Below are 24,404 nucleotides of genomic sequence, written 5' to 3'. Positions count from 1 at the left end.
CGTGCAAGCTCCATATTTACTTAAATTTGGTTAGCCTTATGCCATTGAGCGTGACCAGCAGGGATGCTCCCATATCGGCCAAAACGGCCAGCCACATCGTGCCGAAGCCTAGCAAAACCGCTACCAAAAAGGCGGCTTTTAGCCCCAGGCTAAGGGCGATGTTGGTGCGTACGGTGCGCATGGCTGCTTGGCTAAGGCGAATGGTAAAGGGTAGTTTGCTCAAATCGTCGTGCATCAAGGCGATGTCGGCCGTTTCCATGGCTTGGTCGGTGCCTGCGGCGCCCATGGCAATGCCTACGGTGGCAGCGGCGAGGGCTGGGGCATCATTGATGCCGTCACCGAGCATGGCAACACGGCCGTATTCCTCGCGCAACTGTTCAATCTTTTCCACTTTTTCGGCGGGCAGCAGGCTGGCAAAGACGCGAGCGATGCCCGTTTGCTTGGCGATGTTTTGGGCCGTTGCTTCATTATCGCCCGTTAGCATGGCGGTTTGAAGGCCTAGTTGATGAAGCGCAGAAACGGCCGTGGCGGCATCCTCCCGCACCTGATCAGCCACCGTCAGATAGCCTAAATATTGCTCATCGGCCGTAACCAGCATGGTGGTTAGCCCGTTTGCTTCGGCGGCGGAGATGGCGTCGCAATGGCTTTCGTGGGGCAAATCGGCCAGGGCGCGGTGGCTGCCAATTAGCACATGCTGATTGTTGACCGTGCCAGCAATACCCGCACCAATGTGGGCCTGCACATTGTCGGCGGCTGGATACCGTCCTTGCACCTGATGGGTAGCTGCAGCCTGAGCAACAGCTTGCGCCAATGGATGCTCGCTGGATTTCTCAACGGCGTGGGCCAGCCCCAGTAAATCGTGGCAAGGTTCACAATTTTCTCCCTGGCAGGCAATTGATTGGAAATGTGTAATGGTCGGTTTGCCCTGGGTGAGCGTTCCTGTTTTGTCGAAGGCAAGGAGCTTGACCTGGCTAAGGGCTTCTAAATAAGCACCACCTTTGATGAGCACGCCATTTTTGGCGGCATTGCTTAGCGCACTCACCAAACTGACCGGGATGCTGATGACCAGAGCGCAAGGGCAGGCCACCACAAGCAAAGCCAAGGCGCGGTAAAGCCAGCCATTGGTTGGTGTGGTGGCATCTATGAACGGTTGCTGCCAGATGAGCGGTGGCAAAACGGCGACGAGCAGGGCGAGACCGACAACAGCAGGGGTGTAGACGCGCGCAAAGCGGTCAATGAATCGCTGAGCCGGAGCGCGTCGTTCTTGCGCTTCTTCCACTAGACGAATCAGGCGGCTAATGGTGCTATCTTTTGCCAGATGGGTCACTTCCAAATGCAACACGCCTGCGCCGTTGATGCTGCTGGCGAAGACAGTATCCTCAGGCTGGACGGCAATCGGCGCACTTTCACCTGTGATGGTTGATTGATCCATTGTGGAACTGCCGCTGAGAATACGGCCGTCTACCGGCACTCTTTCTCCAGGCTTTACCATTACTGTTTCGCCCAGTTCAATCTCTTCTACCGGTACACGCTGCGATTCAACGCCGCAAAATGGACATTCTCCTTGCGTGTAGCCATTTTGGCCCAAATGCGCTTGGCAATCTATGCAGGGACGCAATACGGTAGCACTTTGGGGGGAAACGCTCATAAGGCTGCGAATGCTGTTGCGCGCACGAACGGCCGTATAGCCTTCCAACGCCTCGCCAATGGCAAACAGCACCATGACCAGGCCCGCTTCTGTGTAAGCACCAATGAAGAGTGCGCCTACAGCAGCAATTGTCATCAGGGCATTGATGGTCAGCTCCCGGTTGATGCGCAAGGAACGCCAGCCGCTGCGAGCGATTGGTACCCCGGCCAGCACCAGAGCGGCCACTGAGGTGACGTTCAACAAAGGATGCTCCCAGCCAAGCATGGGCAGCAGTTCGTTAAACAGTAAGCCAGGCAATATCAGCAGAACGCCCACCAAAGCCAGGGTTGTTTCTTGCCGCTGGCGCATAAATTGCCAAAAGTTAAGGGATTCGGCTATTACGGGCTGCTCATCGGGAGCGGCGACATCGTAGCCGAGTTCCTGAATGCGGCCAATGATGGTATCGGGAACGGCCGTTCCCGATACGCGCAAGGTTTCTGTGGTGAAGTTAAGTTGGCAACTGTCTACACCATTTAGCCGCGCCACACCATTTTCCACTGTCTGGGCGCAGCTGGCGCAGTCCATACCCGTTACTCGAAATGTTTGCTCATTGACCATCAAAATTGACTCCTGAATTTCATTGTTCGATTTGGTTGATAGGCTGTTTGCAACGGCCGTTACCAACTGGCGACTTTTATTCTACACCTTAAACTCGGGTTGAAGGTCAAGGGGGAATTTGGGGAGTGGTAAATAGTGATTGGTAATCTGTTGGATGTTCACAGCTTACCGATTATGGTCTTCCGATTCAAGGGCGAGGAAAAGCCGGGCCAAAATGAAAGCACTGTCTCCGGTGGCGATGAGCAAAAAACCTTCTTCGTTGTGTGAGAATTGGGGAGCAGCGTTTGTGTGCAGATCGCAGTCTGATTCTAGCTCTGTAAGCTGTCGCAATGCCTGCCCGATTTGGGGATCGTCACTTACCACAAGGATGTGATACGCATCATTTTCTTGCCAGACGTGAACATGCTGTCCCCACAGCGTGTTGAGGAGCTGATGGCCAACGGCCGTATTTAACACGCAGCCGCCATAGTGACCTAGCCAATCGAGCAGGGTACTGGCGGGTGTTTGTGCTGCCGGATGGGAGCAGAGCCGGGCCAACAGATCACTAATTTCATCTTGGGGGAGGGGAGATTGGCGAGCCTGCACGTCCTGCAAAAAAAGATCAAGTTCGTGGCGCAGCACCAGTAATTCAGTCAGCTGCTTTTCTAGAACAATGAACCTATTTTCTGCCAACCGGCTCAACGTGCCGCTGTCGAGCTTGCCTTCATCCCACCCTGCCAGCAACGTGCGAATATCTGCTAGAGAGAAGCCTAGTCGTTGGGCACGCTTGATCAGATGAAGCCGCTCGGCCGTTTCCGGTTTGTAAAGCCGGTAGCCTGAGTCGGAACGGCCGTCTGGCGACAGCAGCGCTTCTTTTTCATAGTAGCGCAGGGTAGACGGCTGTGTGTTAGCCAGCTTCGCCAGTTGGCCGATGGTGAGAAGGTGGGAAAGGTCCATGGTTTCACTCGATTTGCGAACAGTTTGTGTGCATAAATGCGCATGAATTTAGATGCATCTAAAATTATTTTGACAGATTACTAAATCTAATTATAATGTATTGTAACATTGAGTCGCCACCGACTCAAAAAGACAACTTGGAGGACAACTTGTTCAAAAGAAACACATTATTATTATTGCTGCTGCTGGCAACGGCCGTTGCCTGCGGCGGTTCAGAAGAAGGTAGTACAACAGAGCAAACAGACGCTACCAATCGGTCCGGCGTTTATGCTGATGGTGCGTTTAAGATTGTAGCCACAACCACCCAGGCCAACGACATTGCTCAAATTCTGACCGATGGTGTTGCCAATGTGGAAATAACGCCGCTCATGGGTGCTGGCGTTGACCCTCACCTGTATCAACCAACCGAATCCGACATTGCTGCTATGAATGATGCCGATATGGTAATCTACAGTGGCCTTTTCTTGGAAGGGCAATTTGATACCGTCTTTGCTGCGCTTAGGGAGCAGGGCGTGCTCATTCATGCCTTGAGCGATCCCGTGAAGCAAGCTGGTTTTACCATCGGCGGCTTTGAGCTTTCCGATGAATTGGTAGATGTGGATGATCCCCATTTCTGGTTCGATCCCCGCAATTGGGAATTAACCATTGTCGATTTGGGCGAGGCATTGGCGGGCATCGATCCAGACAATAGCGATGTATATACCCAGAATGCCACTGAGTATGCAGCAACGATGACCCCGCTGTATGAATGGGCTAATGAGGGGTTGCGCTCGGTGCCTGAAGGGCAACGGTATCTGGTTACATCCCATGATGCTTTTCAATATTTTGGCGCAGCTTTTGGCTGGCAAATGGAGGCAATTCAGGGATTAAGCACCGAAGATGAAGCGGGCGTTGGTGACATTCAGGGAACGGTTGATTTTATTATTGAGAATCAAATTCCGGTTGTGTTTGTAGAGAGCAGCATTCCGCCAGATACAATCGAGGCCGTGATTGAAGCAGTGGAGGCTGAAGGTGGTTCTGTGCGCATTGGGGTGCGAGAAATGTACTCAGACGCGATGGGGGAATTGGACACATTCGCCGGAACTTACGTAGGCATGTTGGCTTCAAACACCCTTACCGTTTTGCAATCTTACCAATGTGCCGGGGTGCCAGTCACGCTGCCGGAATGGCCTGTGGCTGTCACACCGACGCCTCCCGACGCATTATTGAATGGTGCATGCGATCAATAGAATAAGGGAAAAACGAATGGAAGATAAACACGAAACGGCCGTTGCCAACAAATCAACCGTCGCTTTGGTCGTCGATGACCTGACCGTTGCCTACAACAGTAAACCCGCCATCTGGGATGTTGATCTCAAAGTGCCAGAGGGCGTCTTGATGGCCATCGTTGGCCCCAACGGTGCGGGAAAAAGCACCCTGATTAAAGCGGCTCTCAAGCTCATTCCTCGTGCTGCTGGCACCGTGCGCTTTTATGGTTTGCCTTACGAAAAAGCACGCAGCTTTGTAGGGTACGTGCCACAGCGTGGCAGCGTCGATTGGGATTTTCCCACCTCGGTGCTGGACGTGGTGATGATGGGGCTTTACGGCAAGCTGGGCTGGTTTCGTCGTCCGGGCCGCAAAGAACGCCAACTGGCCATGAATGCCCTGGAGCAAGTGGGGTTGCAAGATTTTGCTAATCGGCAAATTAGCCAACTTTCTGGTGGGCAACAGCAGCGCACCTTTTTGGCAAGAGCCTTGGTGCAAGATGCCCAAATCTACTTTATGGATGAACCGTTTGCGGCCGTTGACGCGGTTACCGAACGAGCCATTATTGCCATTATGCGGGAGCTGCGAGAGCGGGGGAAAACCGTCTTGGTTGTGCATCACGATCTGCAAACGGTAGAGGAATATTTCGATTGGGTGACTTTATTAAACGTTGAGGTTGTCGCCAGTGGCCCTGTTGGCACAACGTTTACCCCAGACAACTTACGCAAAACATACGGTGGGCGCGTTTCTTACCTTCATGAAGACAACGCCCCGCTTCCTGTGGAGATTGGCTGATGTTGGTTGGGCTTTCTAAAGAAGATCGGCGGGTTTGGCTGCTGATCGGCAGCGTTGCCCTGATAGCGATTCTGTTTTTGCCGTTTAGCCAGTTCGTTTTGGATGTTCGTTACGATTATACGCTGCGTACCGTTGCCATCGGCGGCTCGCTTTTGGGGGTGGTGAGTGGTGTGCTGGGCTGTTTTGCCGTGCTGCGTCAGGAAAGTTTAATGGGAGACGCCCTTTCACACGCGGCTTTGCCCGGCGTAGCTATCGCCTTTTTGCTTTTTGGCCGAGAGCTGGGCTTTTTGCTCATTGGGGCCTTTGTGGCTAGTTGGATTGGTGTTCACTTTATTCGCACAGTTACCAATACCACGCGGATAAAGCAGGACACGGCCATGGGGGTGGTGCTGGCAACCTGGTTTGCGGCTGGTATTGCGCTGTTGGCCTACATTCAAGCCCGACCAGACGCTAGCCAGGCCGGGCTAGACACATTTATCTTTGGGCAGGCGGCGGCCATTGTGGAAAACGATGTGCGGCTGATTGCTGGCGTGGGAGCCGTTGCCTTTGTGCTTTTGGCACTCTTTTGGAAGGAGTTTAAATTAATCACGTTTGATGCTGAGTTTGCTGGGGCCAATGGTTTTCGGGTGAACGTTTTCAGCATGTTGCTGTCTACGCTTATTGTGGTGGCAATTGTGCTGGGCTTGCAATTGGCTGGCGTGATTTTGATGGTGGGGATGCTGATTGCCCCTGGCATTGCGGCTCGCCAGTGGACCAACAAACTCACCCAGATGGTGATTTTAGCGGCCGTTTTTGGTGCATTTGCTGGCGGTACAGGAGCCATTATCAGTGCTGTGGATACAGATGTGCCGACTGGCCCAATGATCATTGTGGTTGCCTTTTTGCTGGTGTTGCTTTCAATTGGTTTTGCGCCGGGGCGGGGTTTGGTTTGGTCGTTGCTGCGGCAGCGGGGCGATCGACGACGCTTTGCGGCCCAAACGGTGCTGAACGATTTGTTCCACTATGCCTATGATCATGGTTCGCTGGATACGGCCGTTCCCCAAACATTCCTCCTTGGCGTGAGTGGCAACGTCACCAATCTTGGGTTAGCGCAGCTATTGCGCCAAGGGTATGTGCAGCAACTGGGCGATAGCTGGCAGCTTACGACTGAGGGGGCAGATGTCGCCGCCCGTCAAGCCCAAAATGCATTGTTGTGGGATTTATACCGTCAATATAATGACGCCTTAAATCTTCCCCTGATTGCCGAAGATCGCCAGCAGGATATTCGCCAGCTTTTACCGGAAACGGCCGTTGCCCAGCTCGAACAAAAATTGGGAGAGGGGCTTCGCTAATGTACCAGCTTGAACAACTATTCATCTCCTTTTTGCTCAACTTTTTTGACCATACGGCCGTCAACGCCTTTTTTCGTGATCCCCAAAACACAGCCACACTCATCGGCGGCCTGATTGCGATTTCGGGTGCGCTGCTGGGCACCTTCCTCTTGTTGCGCGGCATGTCCCTGACCAGTGATGCCATCAGCCATACCGTTCTGCTCGGCATTGTAGTGGCCTTCCTGGTGATGACCTCATTTTTTCAGCAGGAGCCAGATTTAAGCTCTCCTTGGCTAATCATTGGGGCTGCTTTGGCTGGCGTAGCCACGGTTGTGCTAACGGAGGCAATCTACCGCTCTGGTTTGGTAAAGCAAGATGCAGCGTTGGGATTGGCTTTTCCGTTACTTTTTGCCGTTGCTGTGATTTTGGTTTCACGCTACGTTCAGGACGTTCATTTAGATGAGGATGCCGTCATGGTGGGGGAAATCGGTGTCGCCTGGGCCGACACCAACAGCCACTGCCTGGCCAACTGCGAAACAGTGACCATCACCCCTGACGATCCCCGCGCAGAAATTAGCCGACGCTGCATTAACTGTCGTGAATTGGCCATTTCCCCTCGCGATGAGGGGGCTGAGTTTGTTGAAGCGTGTGGCAACTGTGGCACCTACACCCCGGCATTGGCTTGGCAAGCCGGTTTGGTGGCGTCGGAACCTTTGCTGATCTTTTGGCCCAAATCGATTACCGTGATGCTGCTCATTACCGGGCTGACGATTCTTTTTGTCACGCTATTTTTCAAAGAGTTAAAACTTTCTACATTTGATTCAGCATTGGCCGCAGCCTTGGGCTTCTGGCCCGCTCTGCTGAATTACGCCTTGATGATCACAGTCAGTTTGGTAGCCGTTGGTGCGTTTGAGGCAGTTGGGTCCATTTTGGTGATTGCCTTTTTCATTATCCCGCCTGCGGCAGCCTATCTACTAACAGACAATCTCACCCGTATGCTTGTGTATAGCTCGGTTATTGGGGCAGTTGGAGCATATTTTGGCTATGATTTAGCGCGAGGCACTTTTTTGGGGTTATTCCAACTCGACGCGATTTTGGTTGGACTGAACCGTTTGTTTAACCTGAATTTGCTAGAAGATTGGGATTCATCCATTTCTGCCTCAATGGTGCTGATGATTTTCTTCTTTTTTCTGGTTTCCTGGGTTCTTTCGCCAAAGTATGGCCTGGTTTCTACCCTGTTGCGGCGAAGAAGACAGCGGCATCGTTTTGATAACCAGGTGGTGTTGGCACACATTCACAACCACGAAGGGACCAGCCGGGAGCAAGAGGAGTTAGCCATCGAAACGCTCTATGCGCATTTTCGCTGGTCGCCGCAGAAGACCAGGCGAATGATCAATAACTTACAAGCGCGCAGCTATGTTCACGTGCAAGGTAATATGGTGCGTCTGACGTCTAAAGGCAAAAATCGCGTGCGCGTTTTCCGGGAGACCCAGCTGGCGCGTGAGACGGTAATCCAGTAGCTTTTTGGAACGGAAAACGGATTCAGAGTCTTGGCAATACTCTGATCGAGCTGAAACTATTATTGGCGCACTATGGTCAAACCGCTTATACTGGCACATTCTGCTTGTAAATCAACGACGCATTACAAGCAGACTTAAAGACTATTAGCGGGGCTGAGATTGTAACTTGGCTCAAAGCAGGCAAGGAGCAATTTCAATGAGTTTTTCGCAATTTTCGCTTGACCCGCGCTTGGAAGCGGGCATCCGGGACATGGGCTTTACCGAGCCAACCCCCATTCAACACCAAGCCATCCCCCATGTTCTGGCTGAGAATGATTTGCTGGGGTTGGCACAGACAGGTACGGGAAAAACGGCCGCTTTCCTTCTACCAATCCTGCAAAGATTAACGACAGGTCCCTTACGTCAGGTGCGCGCCTTGATTGTGGCTCCGACCCGCGAACTAGCCGAACAAATCCACCAAACGGCCGTTGACCTGGGCAAATATACCAAAATTCGTAGCACCACAGTTTATGGCGGCGTTGGTAAAAAAGCGCAGCTCGATGCCCTGCGGCGCGGCGTGGAAATTGTGGTTGCCTGCCCCGGACGCCTGCTCGATTTAGCCGGCGATAAATACATTAATCTTTCCAACGTGGAAGTATTGGTTTTGGATGAGGCAGACCGCATGTGCGATATGGGCTTTTTGCCAGACATACGTCGTATTCTCAAGCTGGTGCCACAGCGGCAGCAAACCCTCTTTTTCTCCGCGACGATGCCAGACGACATTCGTCATTTAGCGGACGAGATTTTGGATGATCCCCTCACGGTGCAAATTGGGCTCATCGCCCCAGCCAAAACAGTTTCCCATGCGCTATACCCCGTGCCGCAAGGAATGAAGAAAAAGCTGCTGTTTACCATGCTAGACGGGATGGCAACCGGGCGGGTGCTGGTATTTACGCGCACCAAGCGGCGGGCACGCTTTTTGGCGCGTGATTTGGCAAAAAAAGGATTCAAAGCGGAAGCATTGCAGGGCAATATGTCACAAAATCGGCGGCAGAAGGCGATGGATGGCTTTCGTAGTGGCAAATATGATATTTTGGTGGCGACAGACATTGCTGCCAGGGGCATTGACGTGGCGGAAATTTCACACGTCATTAACTTTGACATGCCAGACACGGTAGATGCTTACACGCACAGAATCGGCCGTACTGGTCGTGCAGCCTTAGAGGGGGATGCGTTCACTTTTGCCACCGACGATGATGCCGCAATGGTGCGAGATATTGAGCGGGCACTGAAGCTGCGGCTAGAGAGACGCCGCTGGCCCGACTTTGATTACGGCAACTTCGAGCCTGAAAAGGCGGTTGCTTCCCGACAAGACAAGCAGCCAGAACGCGGTGGCGGTGGCAAATCTCACAGTAATTACTCGCGTCGTTCGCGGGCTAAAAGACGGCCGTCTGGCCAGCGTCGTCGGGGCGGAGGCAGAAACAATCCGTCTAGATCACGCTAATTCTTACTCAGAGAGTTACAACCAATGCCGAGATCGCTGCCGGTGCAAAACCAGCACAAGGCCCAACAGGATGAGGTCTAGCAGCAGGGTCAGGAAGTCAAACAGGCCAAACTGGTCAGTGAAGGTCAATAAGATGTTTACTGCCAGGATGGCCATTATTGCAAAACGATACCAGGTTGCCTGTTTTTGCACGGCACGACTGCACCAAAGGAAAGCGGCTGCATTCCCCAGCATCAAAATGCCAATAATCAGAAATGTGAGAGTGTCGCGTGCTCCATTATTAAAGAATGCTGTCATTGTCCAGATGGCAAGAGCCAGCCAAACGGCCGCATTCAGCCAAAAGAGCCATTTGCTAAATTGAATTAATTTGCCTGAATCCATCGGGATTACTTTTTTAGTGCCAGGTAGGCCATGCCGAGGAACATTTTTTGCACACCGTGCCCGCTGCTAGCACTGGTAGCGAGGTAGGGTGCTTTGATAGAGGCGGCGAATCTTTTGGCTTCAGACGAGTCGTAATTGGGCATGAGATCAATTTTGTTGCCTACAACCAAAAAGCGTTGCTGCGGCACGACGACCGTAATTTCATCATACCAGCTTTGCAAATGAGCCAATGAGTCTGGATTGGTGACGTCGTGGACAAGAGCGGCCGTTCTGCTGCCGCGATAAAGGCCTGTCCGTACCGATTGGAAATGAATCTGCCCCGCCATATCCCAAATGGACAGCTTAATGGTGTGGCCCTTAATTTCTATGGTTTTGGTTTGAAAATCGACTCCAATGGTGGCCACGCGGGATTGCTCAAAACGCCCTTCGCAATATTGGCGAATGAGCGAAGTTTTACCCACGTTGCCGTCGCCAGCCACGACAATTTTTAGCAGAGGAATGGAAGTTGCCATTGCTGCTTATCGCTTCCACTTACCCAGAAAATGCTCATGAGGAAATACAAGTTCGCCAGCATCTACGGGTGGATTTTTGAGCATTTTTCGGTTGGCTTTTTCAAAGAGGCGGTGCAGCTGCTCTAAAAAGTCTAGCTGCCTGTTGGCTGGTTCGGCCGTAAAAATGGCCATCAGGGTGGTCATTTCGCCGGGTACAAAGCAAAGCCAGCGGCCACCTTCAATGGCAGTTGCTTGCATTCCCCCGCCGAAAATCTCTTCTGTCGCTGAGCGGAACGAGGAGAGCATCGGCACAAAAAGGGCGGGATCGACCTCAAATTTGCCGAGAGTGCTCAGTGGCATCCCGGAATTGTTCTCATAAATGGCATACCCCTTGGCTTTGGCGGCATGCTGCTGCCGAATGAGTACGCTTTCGCCTTCCTGAAAAGCGTCACCCAATTCGCTTTGTCCCTGGTCGGTTTCGATGAGGGTTTCGATGGCACGCATTTCACGTTGGTAGTGAGCATACAGCTTTTGAAATTGCTGCCGATTGATGTTGCCGCTGGCAAAATCGTCTGCCAATTTGCCAATTTTGTCTTGTAGCTTGTCCAAGAATTGTTGTGCGGCCGTTTGGCCAGAGGTGACGATTTCAGGTTGTGGGGGCGGAGACGGCCGTTTTGCCACGGCAGGTTGGGGTGGGGCAACGGCCATATTTTCACGCACCGGCGGTTTTGTAGGTGGTGGCAAAGGGGGTTTTTCCTGCGGTGTGGGTGCGCCACCCAACAGACGTTTTAGCCAATCTAACATAGTTTCCATACGCTCCAGTAGTATCACAGTACTATGAGTATAGCAGGCAACGGCCGTATGCGGCAGTTAAATCGGCGTAAAACAAAACGTGTGCCCGTTAACAGTAAGTCAGTGGCCAGCAATCAGTTTTTCCGGCAATAGGCTGACCGATTACTGACCTACTGTTAACTGATTACCGGTTCCTAACTGTAGCCGTCGGCAAAGATGTCAATCATCAACTTTGGATCGCCTAAGGGGTAGAGGATGGGGCAGGTGCAGCCATTATCTACATATTCGCGCACTTTGGCTTTAACCTCTTCTGGGGAGCCGCTGGCGGTACACATTTGCACTACGTCATCTGGTACCAAGTGCATCGCACCTTCGATCTCTTCTTCGGTGGCTGGCCAGGTGAGTACCTGGTGAATTTCATCCAGCAATTCCTGGCTGACGCCGCTGGCTTTCATCAGGTGGGGCTGCTGGCCAAGATATTGGGTCATCATCTTGCGCGCCCCGTCCAATGCCTTCTTTCGATCGGTATCGACGGAACAAATCATAAGCTGGGGCCGATCAATATCGTCAATCGAGCGACCCGCTTTCTTGGCGCCGCGCTCTAGGGCATCCATTGCCCGCAAGTTGTAATCTGGATGTACCAGGTAGTTGAGACAAGCCCCGTCAGCGATTTCTCCTGTTAGTTCCATCATCTTCATGCCTGTTGCCCCAATGTAGATGGGAACGTTACGTGGGGTTTTACGGCCGTGTACCACATCCAACTGAATGCCATCGACATGATGAAAGTCACCAAAATGGGTCACAGTTTCCATGTTGAGCAGTTTGCGCAATACTTCAACCGTCTCCCGCATGGCCGAAAGCGGCTTACGGCGATTGATACCCACTTTGCTCGCCAGCGGGTCCCACCAGGCGCCAATGCCGCAGATAATGCGGTCTTCAGCCAGGTCATCGAGCGTCAAAAAGGTGGCGGCCAGCAGGCCAATGTTTCGTGTCCAGTTGTTGGTCACGCCACTGGCAACCTTTAGCGTGGTAGTGTGGGCAGCAAAAGCGGCCATGGGCACAATGGCGTCCCGCACCAGACGACTTTCTGCCTGCCAGACGGCTTCAAATCCTTTTTCTTCTGCATATTTGCACAGCTCGATGCCTTCACGAATGTCATGGGCATCCTGTAAATAAAGTGCTACGCGGTCTTTTGACATTTTCTTCTCCTATGATCCAGAATATTGGCCTTTCTAAAAAGGCGAAATATTTTAGGCTGAGGACTTCAAAAATTAGATTTTGCTCACTCTACTACGGTTTAGGTCGCTTGAAGAAGAGGTAGGTGTATCTTGTAGAATCTCCTATTGTGTTACCTCCAACCGGACTAGAAGTAACCATTTCCCAACCCTCATTTCCTAGCCAAGCGATAGCTTTTACTACAGATTCTTCTTTTGGCTTCCAGTCATTTACATGTTCAACATCATAATCTTTAGAACCATCTTCTGAAAAGAAAATCAATTTGGGATAATGTCCCTTGATCTCAGATAGAGTTCCACTTTTAAGTGCCCCGAGAGCACAGTATTCCCATTTTGTCATAATTTAAACTACCCTTTTCTTCAAGCCGCGTTTGGGGATTCGCATAGGCAATTTGTGGCGACGGACACCGTCATATTGGTAGAGGGCATTGGCGACGGCTCCGGCTGTTGGTACAAGGCCAATTTCACCCACGCCTTTAGCACCGTAGGGGCCGTAGGGGTCTGGCACTTCTACGCCAATGATTTCCATTTCTGGCATCTCTTTGGCGCGCAGAATGCCGCAGTCGCGCAGTCGGGTGGTTTTGGGACGGCCGTTTTCCATCACCAACTCCTCGCTAATCGCATATCCCAAACCCATGTGAATCGATCCTTCAAGCTGCCCCTCAAAGAGGGTGGGGTTGAAGATTTTGCCAGCGTCGTGTGCGGCAGTGATTTTTTGAATACGGCCGTCGTCACCCAAGGTTACAAGCTGGGTAGCGTAGCTGTAAGAGTAATGGGTATACACCTTTTCTACCATCGCCCCCGGCTTGGTTGTCCAATCGACACAAAAATGGCCTTCGTAGCTGCGCCCAACAAGTTCGTCCAGCGAATGCGTCTGCAAATCTTCTTTGAGCTGCTTGCAGGCGTCAATGAGCGCGTTGCCCACCAGTGAAGTGGCGCGGGAGGCAGTAGTCATGCCCGCTTCTTGCTCAGAAACCGTGTCTACCCGCACTTCGATGCAGCCTGGATCGATGCCCGTTTCGTTGCAGACCACTTGCTGAGCCACTGTATTGACCCCCTGGCCCATTTCTGTCCAGCCATGATCTACCAACACCTTGTCTGGGGCTAAAATTTGTACCCGCGCTTTCGACTCATCGGGCATCCCGTTGCCAATGCCTGTATTTTTAATGCCGCAGGCGATTCCCTTGTATTCAGCGGCATCATACGCATCTTTGACGGCCAGCAGCGTCTGGCGCGCGCCTGCTCCCCCTTCAATGATCTGTCCGGTTGCGGTCATGTCACCATCTTGCAGGGCGTTGTCGTAGCGGAATTGCCAGCGGTCGAAGCCGCCTTGTTCACACAGCTCATCAATGAGTGACTCAAATCCAAACGCGCTTTGATTCACGCCAAAGCCGCGCATGGCACCACAGGGCAGATTGTTCGTGTAGACAGCGATGGCTTCCACATCGGTTACAGGCACGTTGTACGCACCTGTAGCGTGCCCAGCAGAACGCTCTAGCACTTTCATGCCCACGGAGGCGTAAGCACCGGTATCGCCGACAAATTTCACTTTGACAAAGGTGAGTTTGCCGTTGGCGTCACAGCCAACGCGGTAATCCATCCAGATAGGGTGGCGTTTGGGGTGCATGGCGATCGATTCATCGCGGGTTAGTCGTACCTTGACTGGCACCTGCATGAGGTAAGCGGCCATCGCAGCATGACCTTGCGTGGTCAAATCCTCTTTACCGCCAAAGCCGCCGCCATTTGGCACCAGAATCACGCGCACTTTTTCTAACGGCAGTTCCAGGATTTTGGCGACCTGTTTGCGGTCGTCAAAAACGCCCTGGCCGCTGGAAAAAACCTCAATGCCATCGTCGAACGGCCGTGCCACCGTGCACTCTGGTTCCATGAAGCCATGCTCAATCATCTGGGTCTCGAAAATGCCTTGCGCGATGTATGCCGAGCTGGTTTCGGCTGCTGCCATATCGCCCCGGCTGGTGTAGCTGCGCGAAAGCTGATTGCCTTGTGGATGAATCTTGGGGGCATCCGGCTTGAGGGCTTCATGCATGTCGGTGACTGGCTCTAGAACATCGTAATCCACTTCGATCTCAGCCACGGCTTTGCGGGCGAGTGCATCGCTTTCTGCCACCGCAAGTGCCAGCACATCGCCAACGTATCGGGTGGTTTCACCCTCGGCAATCATCATGGGCCAATCTTGCTTGATGAGGCCAATTTGCCGGTCGCCAGGAATGTCTTTGGCGGTAAAGATGCGAATGACGCCATCCATTTTTTCCGCTGCGCTGATGTCAATTTTGCGTACGGTGGCTCGGGGATGGTCACTAAATTTTAGTGCACCAACTTTCATGCCGGGCAGGCGAATATCATCGGTGTAATGATGCCGGCCCAGCACCAGGTCTGCCGCATGGTATTTGGGCTGACGCGAACCAATACGGCCGTTTCCCTCTGGCAGCTTTACCTCTTCTTCCTTACGAATGGCCTCCGCTGCCATCTCAACCGAATCCACAATCTTTTTGTAGCCCGTGCAGCGGCACAGGTTAGGGGTGAGTGCTTTTTCAATGTCGGCACGGCTGGGTTCGGGGTTTTTATTGATGAGGACGTTGGACTGCATCACGATGCCGGGAATGCAGAAACCGCACTGTACCCCACCGCAGGAGACAAAAGAGTTGGCAAACACTTCTTGCCGATATTCGCCCAAGCCTTCGGTGGTGGTGACGGCTTTACCCTTTACGCGGCTCATTTTGGTGACGCAGGAAAGCACGGCTTTGTCTTCTAGCTGCACGGTGCAGCAGCCGCAGGCCGCCTGGGGGGCACAGCCATCTTTGGCAGAGAGAATGCCTGCTTCTTCACGCAAGTAGGTGAGCAACGGCAGCTCTGGATCACCTTCATATTCAACGATTTCGCCATTGAGTGTAAATTTCATAAATGCCTCCGGGTAAGAGTTTGTACGGCCGTTCAGCAACAGCCGATTACAAAGTATGAATGCCCCACTCGATGGCTGGCAGATGAGAGAATGTCGGGGAGCAACATTCCATACTCGCCAGTGCGCCAGCCTCGTTAGTCCACACTTCTGGCGTGACTATAGAATCAAGCAAATTCTTCGCGACGTTCGCCAGCCATCATCAGGCCAAGCTCTTCAGTTGTGACATCGTCATTATTCACGATGCCCATAATTTCGCCGCCGTAGAGCACCACAATGCGGTCGGACAACGCCTTCACCTCGTCCAAATCTTCGGAGATCAGCAGCGTGGCTAACCCTTCGCTGCGGTATTTGAGGAGCTGGTTGTGGATGTACTCGGTGGCACCAATATCTACGCCGCGTGTTGGCTGGGCGGCAATGAGCAGGCGCGGCTGGCGGGCTAGCTCACGTGCCAGGATGAGCTTTTGGATGTTGCCACCAGACAGATTTTTGGTGGGCGTTTCCTGGGTAGGTGTTTTCACGCGGAAATTTCTAATTAACTCGCCTGCATGGGTAGCAATATATTTGAAGTCTAGAAAGATGCCTTTGCTGAATGGGCGGCGAATGTGATCTTGCAGAATCATATTTTCGGCTACCGAAAAATCTTTCACCACGCCGTCGTGCATGCGTTCTTCGGGAATGTAGGAGAGGCCTTCTTTATACATTGCGGCCGGGGAAAGGTTGGTAACATCTTTGCCTTCCAGGGTGATACGGCCGTTATTTACCACCCGTAAACCAGCAATCGAGCGCGCCAACGGCCGTTGCCCATTGCCAGATATGCCCGCCACCCCCACAATTTCGCCGCTGCGCACCTCGAAGGAGGCATTTTTGAGGATTTGCTGGCCATCTTCATTGACGGCCGTCACGTTTTCCAGCTTCAGGCGAACATCGCCTAGCTCCCGTTCAGGGCGCACGCGCTCTAGCAGCACCTCGCGGCCCACCATCATGTTGGCCAAATCTTTCTTGGTTACGTCTTTGGTGAGGCGTGTGCCCACCACACGGCCGTCTCGCAGTACAGTCACCCGGTCGGTCAGGGCAAAAATTTCGTTCAGTTTGTGGGAGATAAAAATGAGAGCGTGCCCATCGGCAGCCATCTGGCGGAAGATAACAAACAAGTCATCTACCTCTTGCGGCGTGAGAACGGCCGTAGGCTCATCCAAGACCAGCAAAGCCGCGCCTCGGTAAAGTGCCTTCAAAATTTCCACCCGCTGCTGCTGCCCAACGGCCAGCTTACCCACAATGGTATTTGGGTTCACTTGCAAATTGTATTTGCTAGCCAAATCTCGAATGCGGGCAGACACCACATCTAAATCCAGGCGAGGTGCGCGCGACGATGGCAAGCCGAGAGCAACATTTTCGGCCACGGTCATATTATCAACCAGCATAAAATGTTGGTGAATCATGCCGATGCCATGTTTGGTTGAGTCGGTTGGCGAATTGATGGTGATGGGGTTGCCATTGAGGAACACTTCCCCGCCATCAGGCTGATACAGACCATACAAAATTTTCATCAACGTGCTTTTGCCGGCACCATTTTCACCCAGCAGGGCGTGAATTTCACCAGCCTTCACCGCAAAGTTGACATCATCATTGGCCAGCACGCCTGGGAATCGTTTTACAATACCGCGCATCTCTAGTGACTCAATGCGGGGCAAGCCAGAGGGTAGGTAATTCTTCTTTTCGCCGTTTTCGTTCATGAACTTCCTCTGTTGATAGAGATTAGATTACTCCCTACTCTCTCTTAATACACCAAACTGTTTCTGCTCTCGTCTCACTCAAAACACGCCCCTGCCGGATCACAGTCCGATTGGGTGGTTGACGGCGCAGGGCTTGAACGGCCGTTTCTGCATCCAGTATAACCAGATTAGCGGCTGCACCAACGGTAACACCATAATCATCAAGCCCCCACATTCGGGCAGCATTGTAGCGCGGCATGTTGAAGGCTGCTTCAATTTCATGTGGTGCGCCCAAATGGGCCAAATGTGCAGTAATCAGAGCTACTTCCAGTGGGTCCATCTTGCCAAAAGGATAAAACATATTCTGGAGATCGTCTTGGCCACAGACGACATTAACCCCGGCTTCCAATAGTTCCTTGACGCGAGCAATGCCGCGCGGCTTCGGGTAGCCGCTGTGCCGCCCTTCTAACATGCTGTTGATGGGGGCATTGGTAATAACGTGAATATTTGCCAATTTCACCTTGTCGATGATCCGCGCCGCCATTCCATCACCCCAGGCAGACATGGCGCAGCAATGCCCGGCTGTGACGCGCCCCTGCCAGCCTGTTTCGATTGTTTTCTCGGCCAGCAGCTCCAGCGAATGCCAATACGGATCGTCCGTTTCATCGATGTGCATATCAATATCCACATCATATTTTTGGGCAATCTCAAACGCAATTTCGATGTGGCGGGCGGCATCATCCATCGTTTTTTCGCCATGGGGCATCCCGCCCACCAGATCGCAGCCATTTTCCATAGCTTGCCACATCATTTCAACCGCTTCAGGATTTTGCGCCAGACCTAGCTGCGGAAAGGCTATGAGCTGAATGTCAATCAGGTGGCGGTACGCCTCTCGCGCGGCAGCAACCCCGCGCAAAATGCTCAGCTTGGCAATGTGATCGATGTCAACGTGGCTGCGCAGCCAGAGGGTGCCATTGGCAACGGCCGTTTTCACCACATACCCGGAACGTTCCACAATATCTTCAACGGTCAGATCGTGTTTTACCTTCGCATAAATCTCAATCGCTTCTTCTAGCGTGCCGCTTTGGTTAATGAGTCCATCCCACAGCAGCGCATTTTCCAAATGGAAGTGAGATTCAATAAAGGCAGGGGAGATCATGCCACCCCTGGCGTCAATTTCCTGAGTGGTTGATGGCAGCGAGCTATCAGAAACGGCCGTAATCACACCCGCTTCAATACCCACTTCAATTGGCTGGCCGCTATCGGAACGGCCGTTGCGAATGACAAGGTCCATACTGTTTGGGAAAGACCTGTCAGGCATTTACTGGAGCTTGCTGCTAACGCGAGTAGCGTCTGGACATCTGACAGGTCTTGCTAAAAGTTAGTTACGTGGGTCAGCCACAATTTCAATGCTGCCGTCGATGATTCCTGCCTCAGCCGCCATGCCTGCTTCGATGGCTTCAGCGGGCAAACTGTCATCGTAGACCATCGTTTGGCCACCATTGGCTAAAGTGAGCTGCAAGACGCGCCCGCCATACTCACCTGCCTGATTGGAGGTCAGCATTTCCAAGATGGTGGGAACCCAATCATATAGCACTGTAACAACCACCACGTCTGGACCAGCCGGGCTTTGATCAGCTTGAATACCCAGCCACGGAATACCTTGCTCGGAAGCGATACCAATGGCACCAACTACCTGCTGCGAGGACCCAGTGAGCACGTCTGCGCCAGCAGCAATTTGGGTATTGGCAGCTTCAGCGGCCAAAGCCGTGTCGCCAAAGGAACCGGTAAAGGAAACATTTACCTGGATGTCCGGGTTTGTGTCACGTACGCCTGCCAGGAAGCCATCTACATGCAGCTTGGCATCCCCAGCATCTACCGGGCCAACCAAACCAATAATGTTGGCTTCGGTCAGGTACGTGGCGACCACACCGCTCACATAGCCACCCTGCTCAGCACGTGGCTCATAAGCAAAGACGTTGGTAACACCCTCTTCTTCACCTGTGTTGGTCGTTGTACCCCAGGCAAAGCTGGTTTCTGGGAAGTCCGGTGCCAGCTCAAAGAGCGACGTGCCGTACTGCGCTCCGTGGGCAATAACCAGATCATAGCCGTCGGCTGCGTAGTCACGAATCGCGGCAGAAGCATCGGTCACGTTGAACATATTCTCGGTAAAGGCAATCTCAAAGTTTTCTTCGCCGTAATGATCTTGCAACTGAACTAGCGAATCATAAATAGATTGACTCCAGGAGAGGTCAGTGGTGGTGCTGGGCATAACCAGGGCCACGCGCACGGGCTCTAATTCAGGATAATCCATATCCATTGCTTCGTCATCGCCAGCGGCGGGGGCTTCACCAGCAATGATGGCATTGACATCAATACCGCCTGCCATAATGTCGCTAACGGCCGTCTCTGCCGCAGCGACGGCATCTGCATCCAATCCATCGGCATAATCCATCACCAAACCGCCGTTAGACAGGGTGAGGGCGTAGGCAGAGCCACCGTACTCGCCTGACTGATGCTTGTTGATGATGTCGCTCATAACGCCGTCCCAATTGTATAGTTGGGAGGCGACAACCACGTCGGCATCGATTGGGCTTTGGTCGGATTGGGTGCCAAGCCACGGGATACCTTGTTCACTGGCAACACCAATAGCACCAACCACCTGCTGGGCAGAGCCGGTGAGTACATCGGCACCTGCCTGGATATGTGTGTTGGCTGCTTCAGCGGCTAGAGCGGTATCGCCAAAAGAGCCAGTGTAGGATACGTTCACTTGACCATCAGGGTTAGCGGCCATGGCACCAGCCACAAAGCCATCAATGTACAGCTTGGCATCGCCAGCCTCTACCGGGCCAACCACGCCAATCACACCAGATTCAGACAGGCTTGCGGCCAAAACGCCATTGACGTAGCCGCCTTCTTCTGCACGGGCTTCATAAGCAAATATATTGTTTAAGCCTTGGTCTGCACCTGTGTCGGTGGCCGTGCCCCAGGCGAAAGTAGTTTCCGGGAAGTCGGGGGCAATCTCAAACATGGAGGTGCCGTACTGTGTGCCGTGGGCAATGATGATGTTGTAACCATCGGCGGCATAGTCGCGCAGGGCGGCAGCCGCATCCGTAACGTTAAACATATTTTCGGTGTAGGCTAGCTCCATTACGTCTGGCCCACCTGCTTCTTCTTGCAGGCGCAGTAACGAATCGTAAATGGCCTGGCTCCAGGCAAGGTCAGTAATGGTGCTGGGCATGACAATGGCAATGCGAATCTGCTCAATGTCAGCCACATCAGCTTCAGCAGAAACGTCTTCAACGGCCGTTTCTTCCGTTTCTTCTGCCATTTCCTCATCAGCATCACTGCTTTCTGTGGTGTCGGTACTGTCTGTTGTGTCAGAATCGGCTGAATCGTCACCGCCGCCGCAGCTAACCAGCAGCAGGCTAAAAATCAGCATTAAACTAAGTAAAAACCATCTTTTGTTTTTCATTTCCTTCTCCTTAAAGGTATATTTATGCTAAAGAACTTCAGCAAGGGTTGGGTTTCTCCAATCCCTGCATTAGTTTTCTCCACGTGTAAACGGCTTCGTAAGCATGGCGGGCTGCAATGCACGACGGAACGGCAGGGCCAGGGCAACAATGGTGAGTAAATAAGGCAGCATGACGGCCACGTCGGAAGGGATGTTGAGGTCTAGCACCTGCACCCAAAGCTGCAAGGCGTTGACGGTGCTAAACAAGAGGGCACCCAGCAGTACCCCCACGGGCTTCCAGCTACCAAAATAGACCAGGGCAACGGCAATAAAGCCCATACCATTGGTTAAATTTTCCTGGAAGATACCCAGCAATGAAATCGAGAGCGACGCCCCTGCCACGCCTGCCAAAACGCCACCGAGGGTAACGGCCGTATACCGCACCTGAACCACATTAATGCCCAAAGAGTCGGCTGCCTCCGGGTTTTGGCCCACTGCACGAACCTTGAGGCCCCAGGTGGTTTTGTTAAGCACCCACCATGAAAGCGGCACCAACGCAAAGGCCCCATACGTCATCAAGCTGTGGTTTAAGAAAATTTCACCAACTACGGGAATGTCGGCCAGACAAAAATTCCCTACGCAGAATCGTAATTCAGAAAATCCTTGAATGCCCTCTACAGTTCCCAGCATTGTTTTAAATAAGAGGCTGGAAGCTCCCAGGCCAAACATGAATAGACCAATGCCGCTGATGCCTTGTTCCGCCTGGTAGGTGATGCTGGCAACACAGAGAATCAGACCCATTAGCCCACCAACGAGGGCTGCAGCCAACACGCCAAGCAGCAAGCTGCCGGTTCTGAAAACTGCGAAGAAGCCAAAGAAGGCACCCATCAGCATGATGCCATCTACACCTAGATTTAGTACACCAGACCGCTGCGAGAACATTTCGCCAATGGCGGCGTACAGGTAAGGGGTGGCCAGGCGAATGCCAGAGTGCAAAATGCCAACAAGAATGGTGAGTGTGGTTAGATCGCCATTGTTCATGATTGCACCTCTACGCTTAATTGGGCATCTTCATCTTTTGGAGGCGGTGCGGTGTTATCCGTAGAAACACGCCGATTAGCCCGCTTGCGCACAAAATAATCGGTGCTTACTACAAAGAGGACGACCAACCCCAAAATAGCTGTAATCAAAACCTGGGGAATTTGCACGGCGCGCTGCATCTTGTCGCCGCCTACTAATAGCCCACCAAACAGAATAGAGGAGGGGATAATGCCGAGTGGATGCAGCTTGCCAAATAGTGCGGCCACAATGCCAGAGAACCCGTACCCTGCGGAAACGGCCGTTGGCTCAAACATGCGGTGGTGCAATCCTAAAATTTCAACTGCGCCAGCCAGGCCAGCAAACATACCGCTGAGCGTCATCGAGAGAATCATCGTGCGCTCGACCATCATCCCGGCGTAGCGAGAAGCATGGGGGTTTAACCCTACAGAGCGGATGCGATAGCCAATGGTTGTGCGCCACAGCAGTACATATACCAAAATGGCGGCAACCACGGCCAAGAAAAATCCCGTATGCAGTCGCGAAGGCTCTACAAGGACGCCATATAATTCGGCCGTGTAGCCAGTTAAGCCAAGCTCTTCGGCTGATTTTGTGAGACCAAGCGATTGGGCCAAATCGGTAAAGCGTGGTAAATCATACAGTCGTGCCAGGCGGGCCGAGTGGGGAATGTTGGTGCCAGCTTCCACCTCAGCCGGATCGATCATGGGGCCACGCAACAAATAAAAGCCAATCTGGATGGCGATCTGGTTCATCATGATGGTACTCAGAATTTCGTTGACGCCCAGCCTGGCTTTTAGGTACCCTGGAATGGCTCCCCAAATGGCACCCATAAACGCCCCGGCAATCATGCCAATAACAATCCCCCAAAAGGCCGGGATGCTCTCGCCCATTTGCACCACCAAAAAGGTGGTTAGCAGCGATCCAACAATAATTTGGCCTTCAGCACCAATGTTGATGACACCGCCACGAAAAGCAATGGCAATGCCTAATCCCACCAACATTAGGGGGATCGCTTTTACGAGCGTGTCTGAGAGGCCATTTTTATTGCCAAATGCGCCAACAAACAATGCCTGATACGCTTCAATCGGATTGACGCCTTGCAATAGCAGTACCACTGCACCAATGAGAAACGCAGCCAAAACGGCCGCAAATGGCAGCAGCGCGTCGTATAGACGCTGAAAAAAGACGCTATCGAACCTGTTTTTTTGCACGCTCTTTCCTCCTCAGTTGCAAGTTCTTTCCGGTTGCTTTCGCAGAGTATGCAATTGTAATAGTGCAGCCATAAAATCGGGTGGAGCGCAATTTTAGAGCATTCCACCCAATTACAATTGTTTTATGACATTTCCTGGAGCAGACCCGTTCTCTCGTTGAAGTCTTCGATCAATTTGTCGATTTCGCCAGCTTTAGCGGGGATGCTTTCCCAATAGCTGTCATCGTACCATTGGGCCTGAATTTCTTCGTATGTTTTCCCTTGCTGCTCAACCCAGGTGTAATATTTCAGGTTATGGATTCGTTTACGGCCGTAATACGTCAACTCTTCCATGTAATCAACAGACTGACCCAACAAGTACCTTTCAGAAGCAACGGCGGCGTGAACGGCCGTAAATGCCCCCTCCGCCTCGTTCAACTCTTCCAAACGACTCTGGTACATCTCCATAGAGTCAGTTGCCACCGTCATCACCACATCCTGCCCAGTTAGCTCATAATACTTGGCAAACTTAATGGCAGACAGCATGTTAGCAATGCCAGAAATGCCCAATAGCGACAACCTGCTCACCAAATCAGCCGAAATCCCTTGTTCTACCAGATATTCTTGCCCAGCAGGTTCGTTAAACAAGCGTGTTAACGCTATGCTGGCTGCATCGTCAATGGCAATGACCATGTCCGTATTTTTCACGTTGTGAATCCACGGCACGTGCTTGTCACCAATGCCCTCAATACGATGCGCCCCAAACCCATTATTAAGCAAGGTGGGGCATTGCAACGCTTCACTGGCAGCAATCTTGCTTTGCGGATACAGCTTCTTCAAGTAGTCGCCCGCTGCAATGGTGCCTGCTGAACCCGTCGTGACCGTAAAACCACGAAAACGATCCTCCGGACCCATGATATATTTCAGCACCTCTTCTATCGCAGGGCCAGTTACCTCATGATGCCACAGATAATTTCCTAGTTGGTCGAATTGGTTAAAAATCACCAAATCTTCGCCGGAGTTGCTTAACTCCCAGCACTTATCAAAAATTTCCTTTACATTACTTTCAGAACCGGGCGTTTTAATCGTTTCACCAGCAACCTGAGCCAGCCACTCGAATCGCTCTTTACTCATACCTTCTGGCAAAATAGCAATGGATTCGCAAGCAAGCAGATTCGAGTCGTAGGCTCCTCCGCGGCAATAGTTGCCCGTGGAGGGCCAAACCGCTTTTTGCGTAGTGGGATCAAACTGGCCAGTGACCAGTTGGGGGGCTAAGCAGCCAAAGGCCGCACCGACTTTGTGCGCACCCGTGGGAAACCATTTGCCAACAACTAAAACAATACGAGCCTCTACACCCGTTAAGGCAGATGGCAGTTCCAGATAGTTAACGCCACCGTAATCGCCACCCCTGGCCACTGGTTCATTGTGCCAATTGATGCGGAACAAATTCAGGGGATTCAAATCCCAGAGGCCAACCTCATGCAATTTTTGGCGAATACGATCAGGAATCAGACGCGGATTTCGCATTTGGCTGAACGTAGGAATAATAATATTGCGCTCTTTTGCTCGTTCAACTGTACGGCCAAGCGCATCTTCATTGCGGGTTTGTAAATCAATCATTTTAGGTAATTTGGTAA

At 52.3% G+C, this 24,404-nt stretch carries 19 protein-coding genes; 5 read left to right on the top strand and 14 right to left on the bottom strand.

Translation table 11 applies throughout. From position 1 onward, the window contains the following. Positions 1 to 16 precede the first annotated feature (16 nt). Positions 17 to 2,245 carry a heavy metal translocating P-type ATPase gene (locus ACOQPU_RS07615; protein ID WP_420644525.1) on the bottom strand — a complete coding sequence of 743 codons (2,229 nt, stop codon included), beginning with the start codon at positions 2,243 to 2,245 and terminating at the stop codon, positions 17 to 19. 165 nt (positions 2,246 to 2,410) lie between these two features. Further along, on the bottom strand, positions 2,411 to 3,181 hold the full coding sequence (locus tag ACOQPU_RS07610) for a MerR family transcriptional regulator (protein ID WP_420644524.1): 771 nt from the start codon (positions 3,179 to 3,181) through the stop codon (positions 2,411 to 2,413). Between the two features lie 149 nt (positions 3,182 to 3,330). Here ACOQPU_RS07610 and ACOQPU_RS07605 point away from each other — a divergent pair, with 149 nt between their 5' ends. The 5 genes from ACOQPU_RS07605 (at position 3,331) to ACOQPU_RS07585 (ending at position 9,534) form a co-directional block, all read left to right on the top strand. Further along, complete coding sequence (locus ACOQPU_RS07605) at positions 3,331 to 4,410, top strand: metal ABC transporter solute-binding protein, Zn/Mn family (RefSeq protein WP_420644523.1); 1,080 nt, start codon at positions 3,331 to 3,333, stop codon at positions 4,408 to 4,410. Positions 4,411 to 4,426: 16 nt separating this feature from the next. Continuing rightward, positions 4,427 to 5,221 carry a metal ABC transporter ATP-binding protein gene (locus ACOQPU_RS07600; RefSeq protein WP_420644522.1) on the top strand — a complete coding sequence of 265 codons (795 nt, stop codon included), beginning with the start codon at positions 4,427 to 4,429 and terminating at the stop codon, positions 5,219 to 5,221. Further along, complete coding sequence (locus ACOQPU_RS07595) at positions 5,221 to 6,552, top strand: metal ABC transporter permease (protein ID WP_420644521.1); 1,332 nt, start codon at positions 5,221 to 5,223, stop codon at positions 6,550 to 6,552. The genes ACOQPU_RS07600 and ACOQPU_RS07595 overlap by 1 nt, the downstream gene beginning before the upstream one ends. After that, the gene (locus ACOQPU_RS07590) at positions 6,552 to 8,051 is read left to right on the top strand and encodes a metal ABC transporter permease (protein ID WP_420644520.1); all 1,500 of its coding nucleotides are present in this window, start codon (positions 6,552 to 6,554) and stop codon (positions 8,049 to 8,051) included. The genes ACOQPU_RS07595 and ACOQPU_RS07590 overlap by 1 nt, the downstream gene beginning before the upstream one ends. A gap of 196 nt (positions 8,052 to 8,247) precedes the next feature. Further along, complete coding sequence (locus ACOQPU_RS07585) at positions 8,248 to 9,534, top strand: DEAD/DEAH box helicase (protein WP_420644519.1); 1,287 nt, start codon at positions 8,248 to 8,250, stop codon at positions 9,532 to 9,534. Positions 9,535 to 9,549: 15 nt separating this feature from the next. Here the strand turns inward: ACOQPU_RS07585 and ACOQPU_RS07580 are convergent, their stop codons facing one another. The 12 genes from ACOQPU_RS07580 to ACOQPU_RS07525 all read right to left on the bottom strand — a co-directional run bounded on the left by ACOQPU_RS07580 (position 9,550) and on the right by ACOQPU_RS07525 (position 24,387). Next, a complete protein-coding gene (locus ACOQPU_RS07580) occupies positions 9,550 to 9,915 on the bottom strand; it encodes a hypothetical protein (RefSeq protein ID WP_420644518.1) in 366 nt (121 codons plus the stop codon). A 5-nt stretch (positions 9,916 to 9,920) separates the two neighbouring features. Continuing rightward, positions 9,921 to 10,427, bottom strand: coding sequence for a Rab family GTPase (locus tag ACOQPU_RS07575; protein WP_420644517.1), 507 nt, complete (start codon positions 10,425 to 10,427; stop codon positions 9,921 to 9,923). Positions 10,428 to 10,433: 6 nt separating this feature from the next. Further along, the gene (locus ACOQPU_RS07570; protein WP_420644516.1) at positions 10,434 to 11,219 is read right to left on the bottom strand and encodes a hypothetical protein; all 786 of its coding nucleotides are present in this window, start codon (positions 11,217 to 11,219) and stop codon (positions 10,434 to 10,436) included. Between the two features lie 173 nt (positions 11,220 to 11,392). Further along, a complete protein-coding gene (locus ACOQPU_RS07565) occupies positions 11,393 to 12,397 on the bottom strand; it encodes an LLM class flavin-dependent oxidoreductase (protein WP_420644515.1) in 1,005 nt (334 codons plus the stop codon). 91 nt (positions 12,398 to 12,488) lie between these two features. Continuing rightward, the gene (locus tag ACOQPU_RS07560; protein WP_420644514.1) at positions 12,489 to 12,773 is read right to left on the bottom strand and encodes a hypothetical protein; all 285 of its coding nucleotides are present in this window, start codon (positions 12,771 to 12,773) and stop codon (positions 12,489 to 12,491) included. A 3-nt stretch (positions 12,774 to 12,776) separates the two neighbouring features. Continuing rightward, positions 12,777 to 15,353 (bottom strand): selenium-dependent xanthine dehydrogenase, encoded by a 2,577-nt coding sequence (xdh, locus tag ACOQPU_RS07555; protein WP_420644513.1) that lies wholly within the window; start codon positions 15,351 to 15,353, stop codon positions 12,777 to 12,779. Positions 15,354 to 15,517: 164 nt separating this feature from the next. Next, positions 15,518 to 17,086: an ABC transporter ATP-binding protein gene (locus ACOQPU_RS07550; RefSeq protein WP_420644512.1), complete on the bottom strand. Its 1,569-nt coding sequence runs from the start codon at positions 17,084 to 17,086 to the stop codon at positions 15,518 to 15,520. Between the two features lie 34 nt (positions 17,087 to 17,120). After that, on the bottom strand, positions 17,121 to 18,386 hold the full coding sequence (locus ACOQPU_RS07545; RefSeq protein ID WP_420644511.1) for an amidohydrolase family protein: 1,266 nt from the start codon (positions 18,384 to 18,386) through the stop codon (positions 17,121 to 17,123). 60 nt (positions 18,387 to 18,446) lie between these two features. Further along, positions 18,447 to 20,540, bottom strand: coding sequence for a BMP family protein (locus ACOQPU_RS07540; RefSeq protein WP_420644510.1), 2,094 nt, complete (start codon positions 20,538 to 20,540; stop codon positions 18,447 to 18,449). Positions 20,541 to 20,609: 69 nt separating this feature from the next. Continuing rightward, on the bottom strand, positions 20,610 to 21,560 hold the full coding sequence (locus ACOQPU_RS07535) for an ABC transporter permease (protein ID WP_420644509.1): 951 nt from the start codon (positions 21,558 to 21,560) through the stop codon (positions 20,610 to 20,612). Then, entirely contained in the window at positions 21,557 to 22,789 is a 1,233-nt protein-coding gene (locus ACOQPU_RS07530) for an ABC transporter permease (RefSeq protein WP_420644508.1), read from the bottom strand. Before ACOQPU_RS07530 ends, ACOQPU_RS07535 begins: the two co-directional genes overlap by 4 nt. A gap of 122 nt (positions 22,790 to 22,911) precedes the next feature. Next, the gene (locus ACOQPU_RS07525; RefSeq protein ID WP_420644507.1) at positions 22,912 to 24,387 is read right to left on the bottom strand and encodes a pyridoxal-phosphate dependent enzyme; all 1,476 of its coding nucleotides are present in this window, start codon (positions 24,385 to 24,387) and stop codon (positions 22,912 to 22,914) included. Between the last annotated feature and the right edge of the window lie 17 nt (positions 24,388 to 24,404).

The organism is Candidatus Leptofilum sp. (assembly GCF_965223285.1).
Lineage (GTDB): Bacteria > Chloroflexota > Anaerolineae > Promineifilales > Promineifilaceae > Leptofilum.
This window is presented reverse-complemented; position numbering and strand designations above follow the sequence as displayed.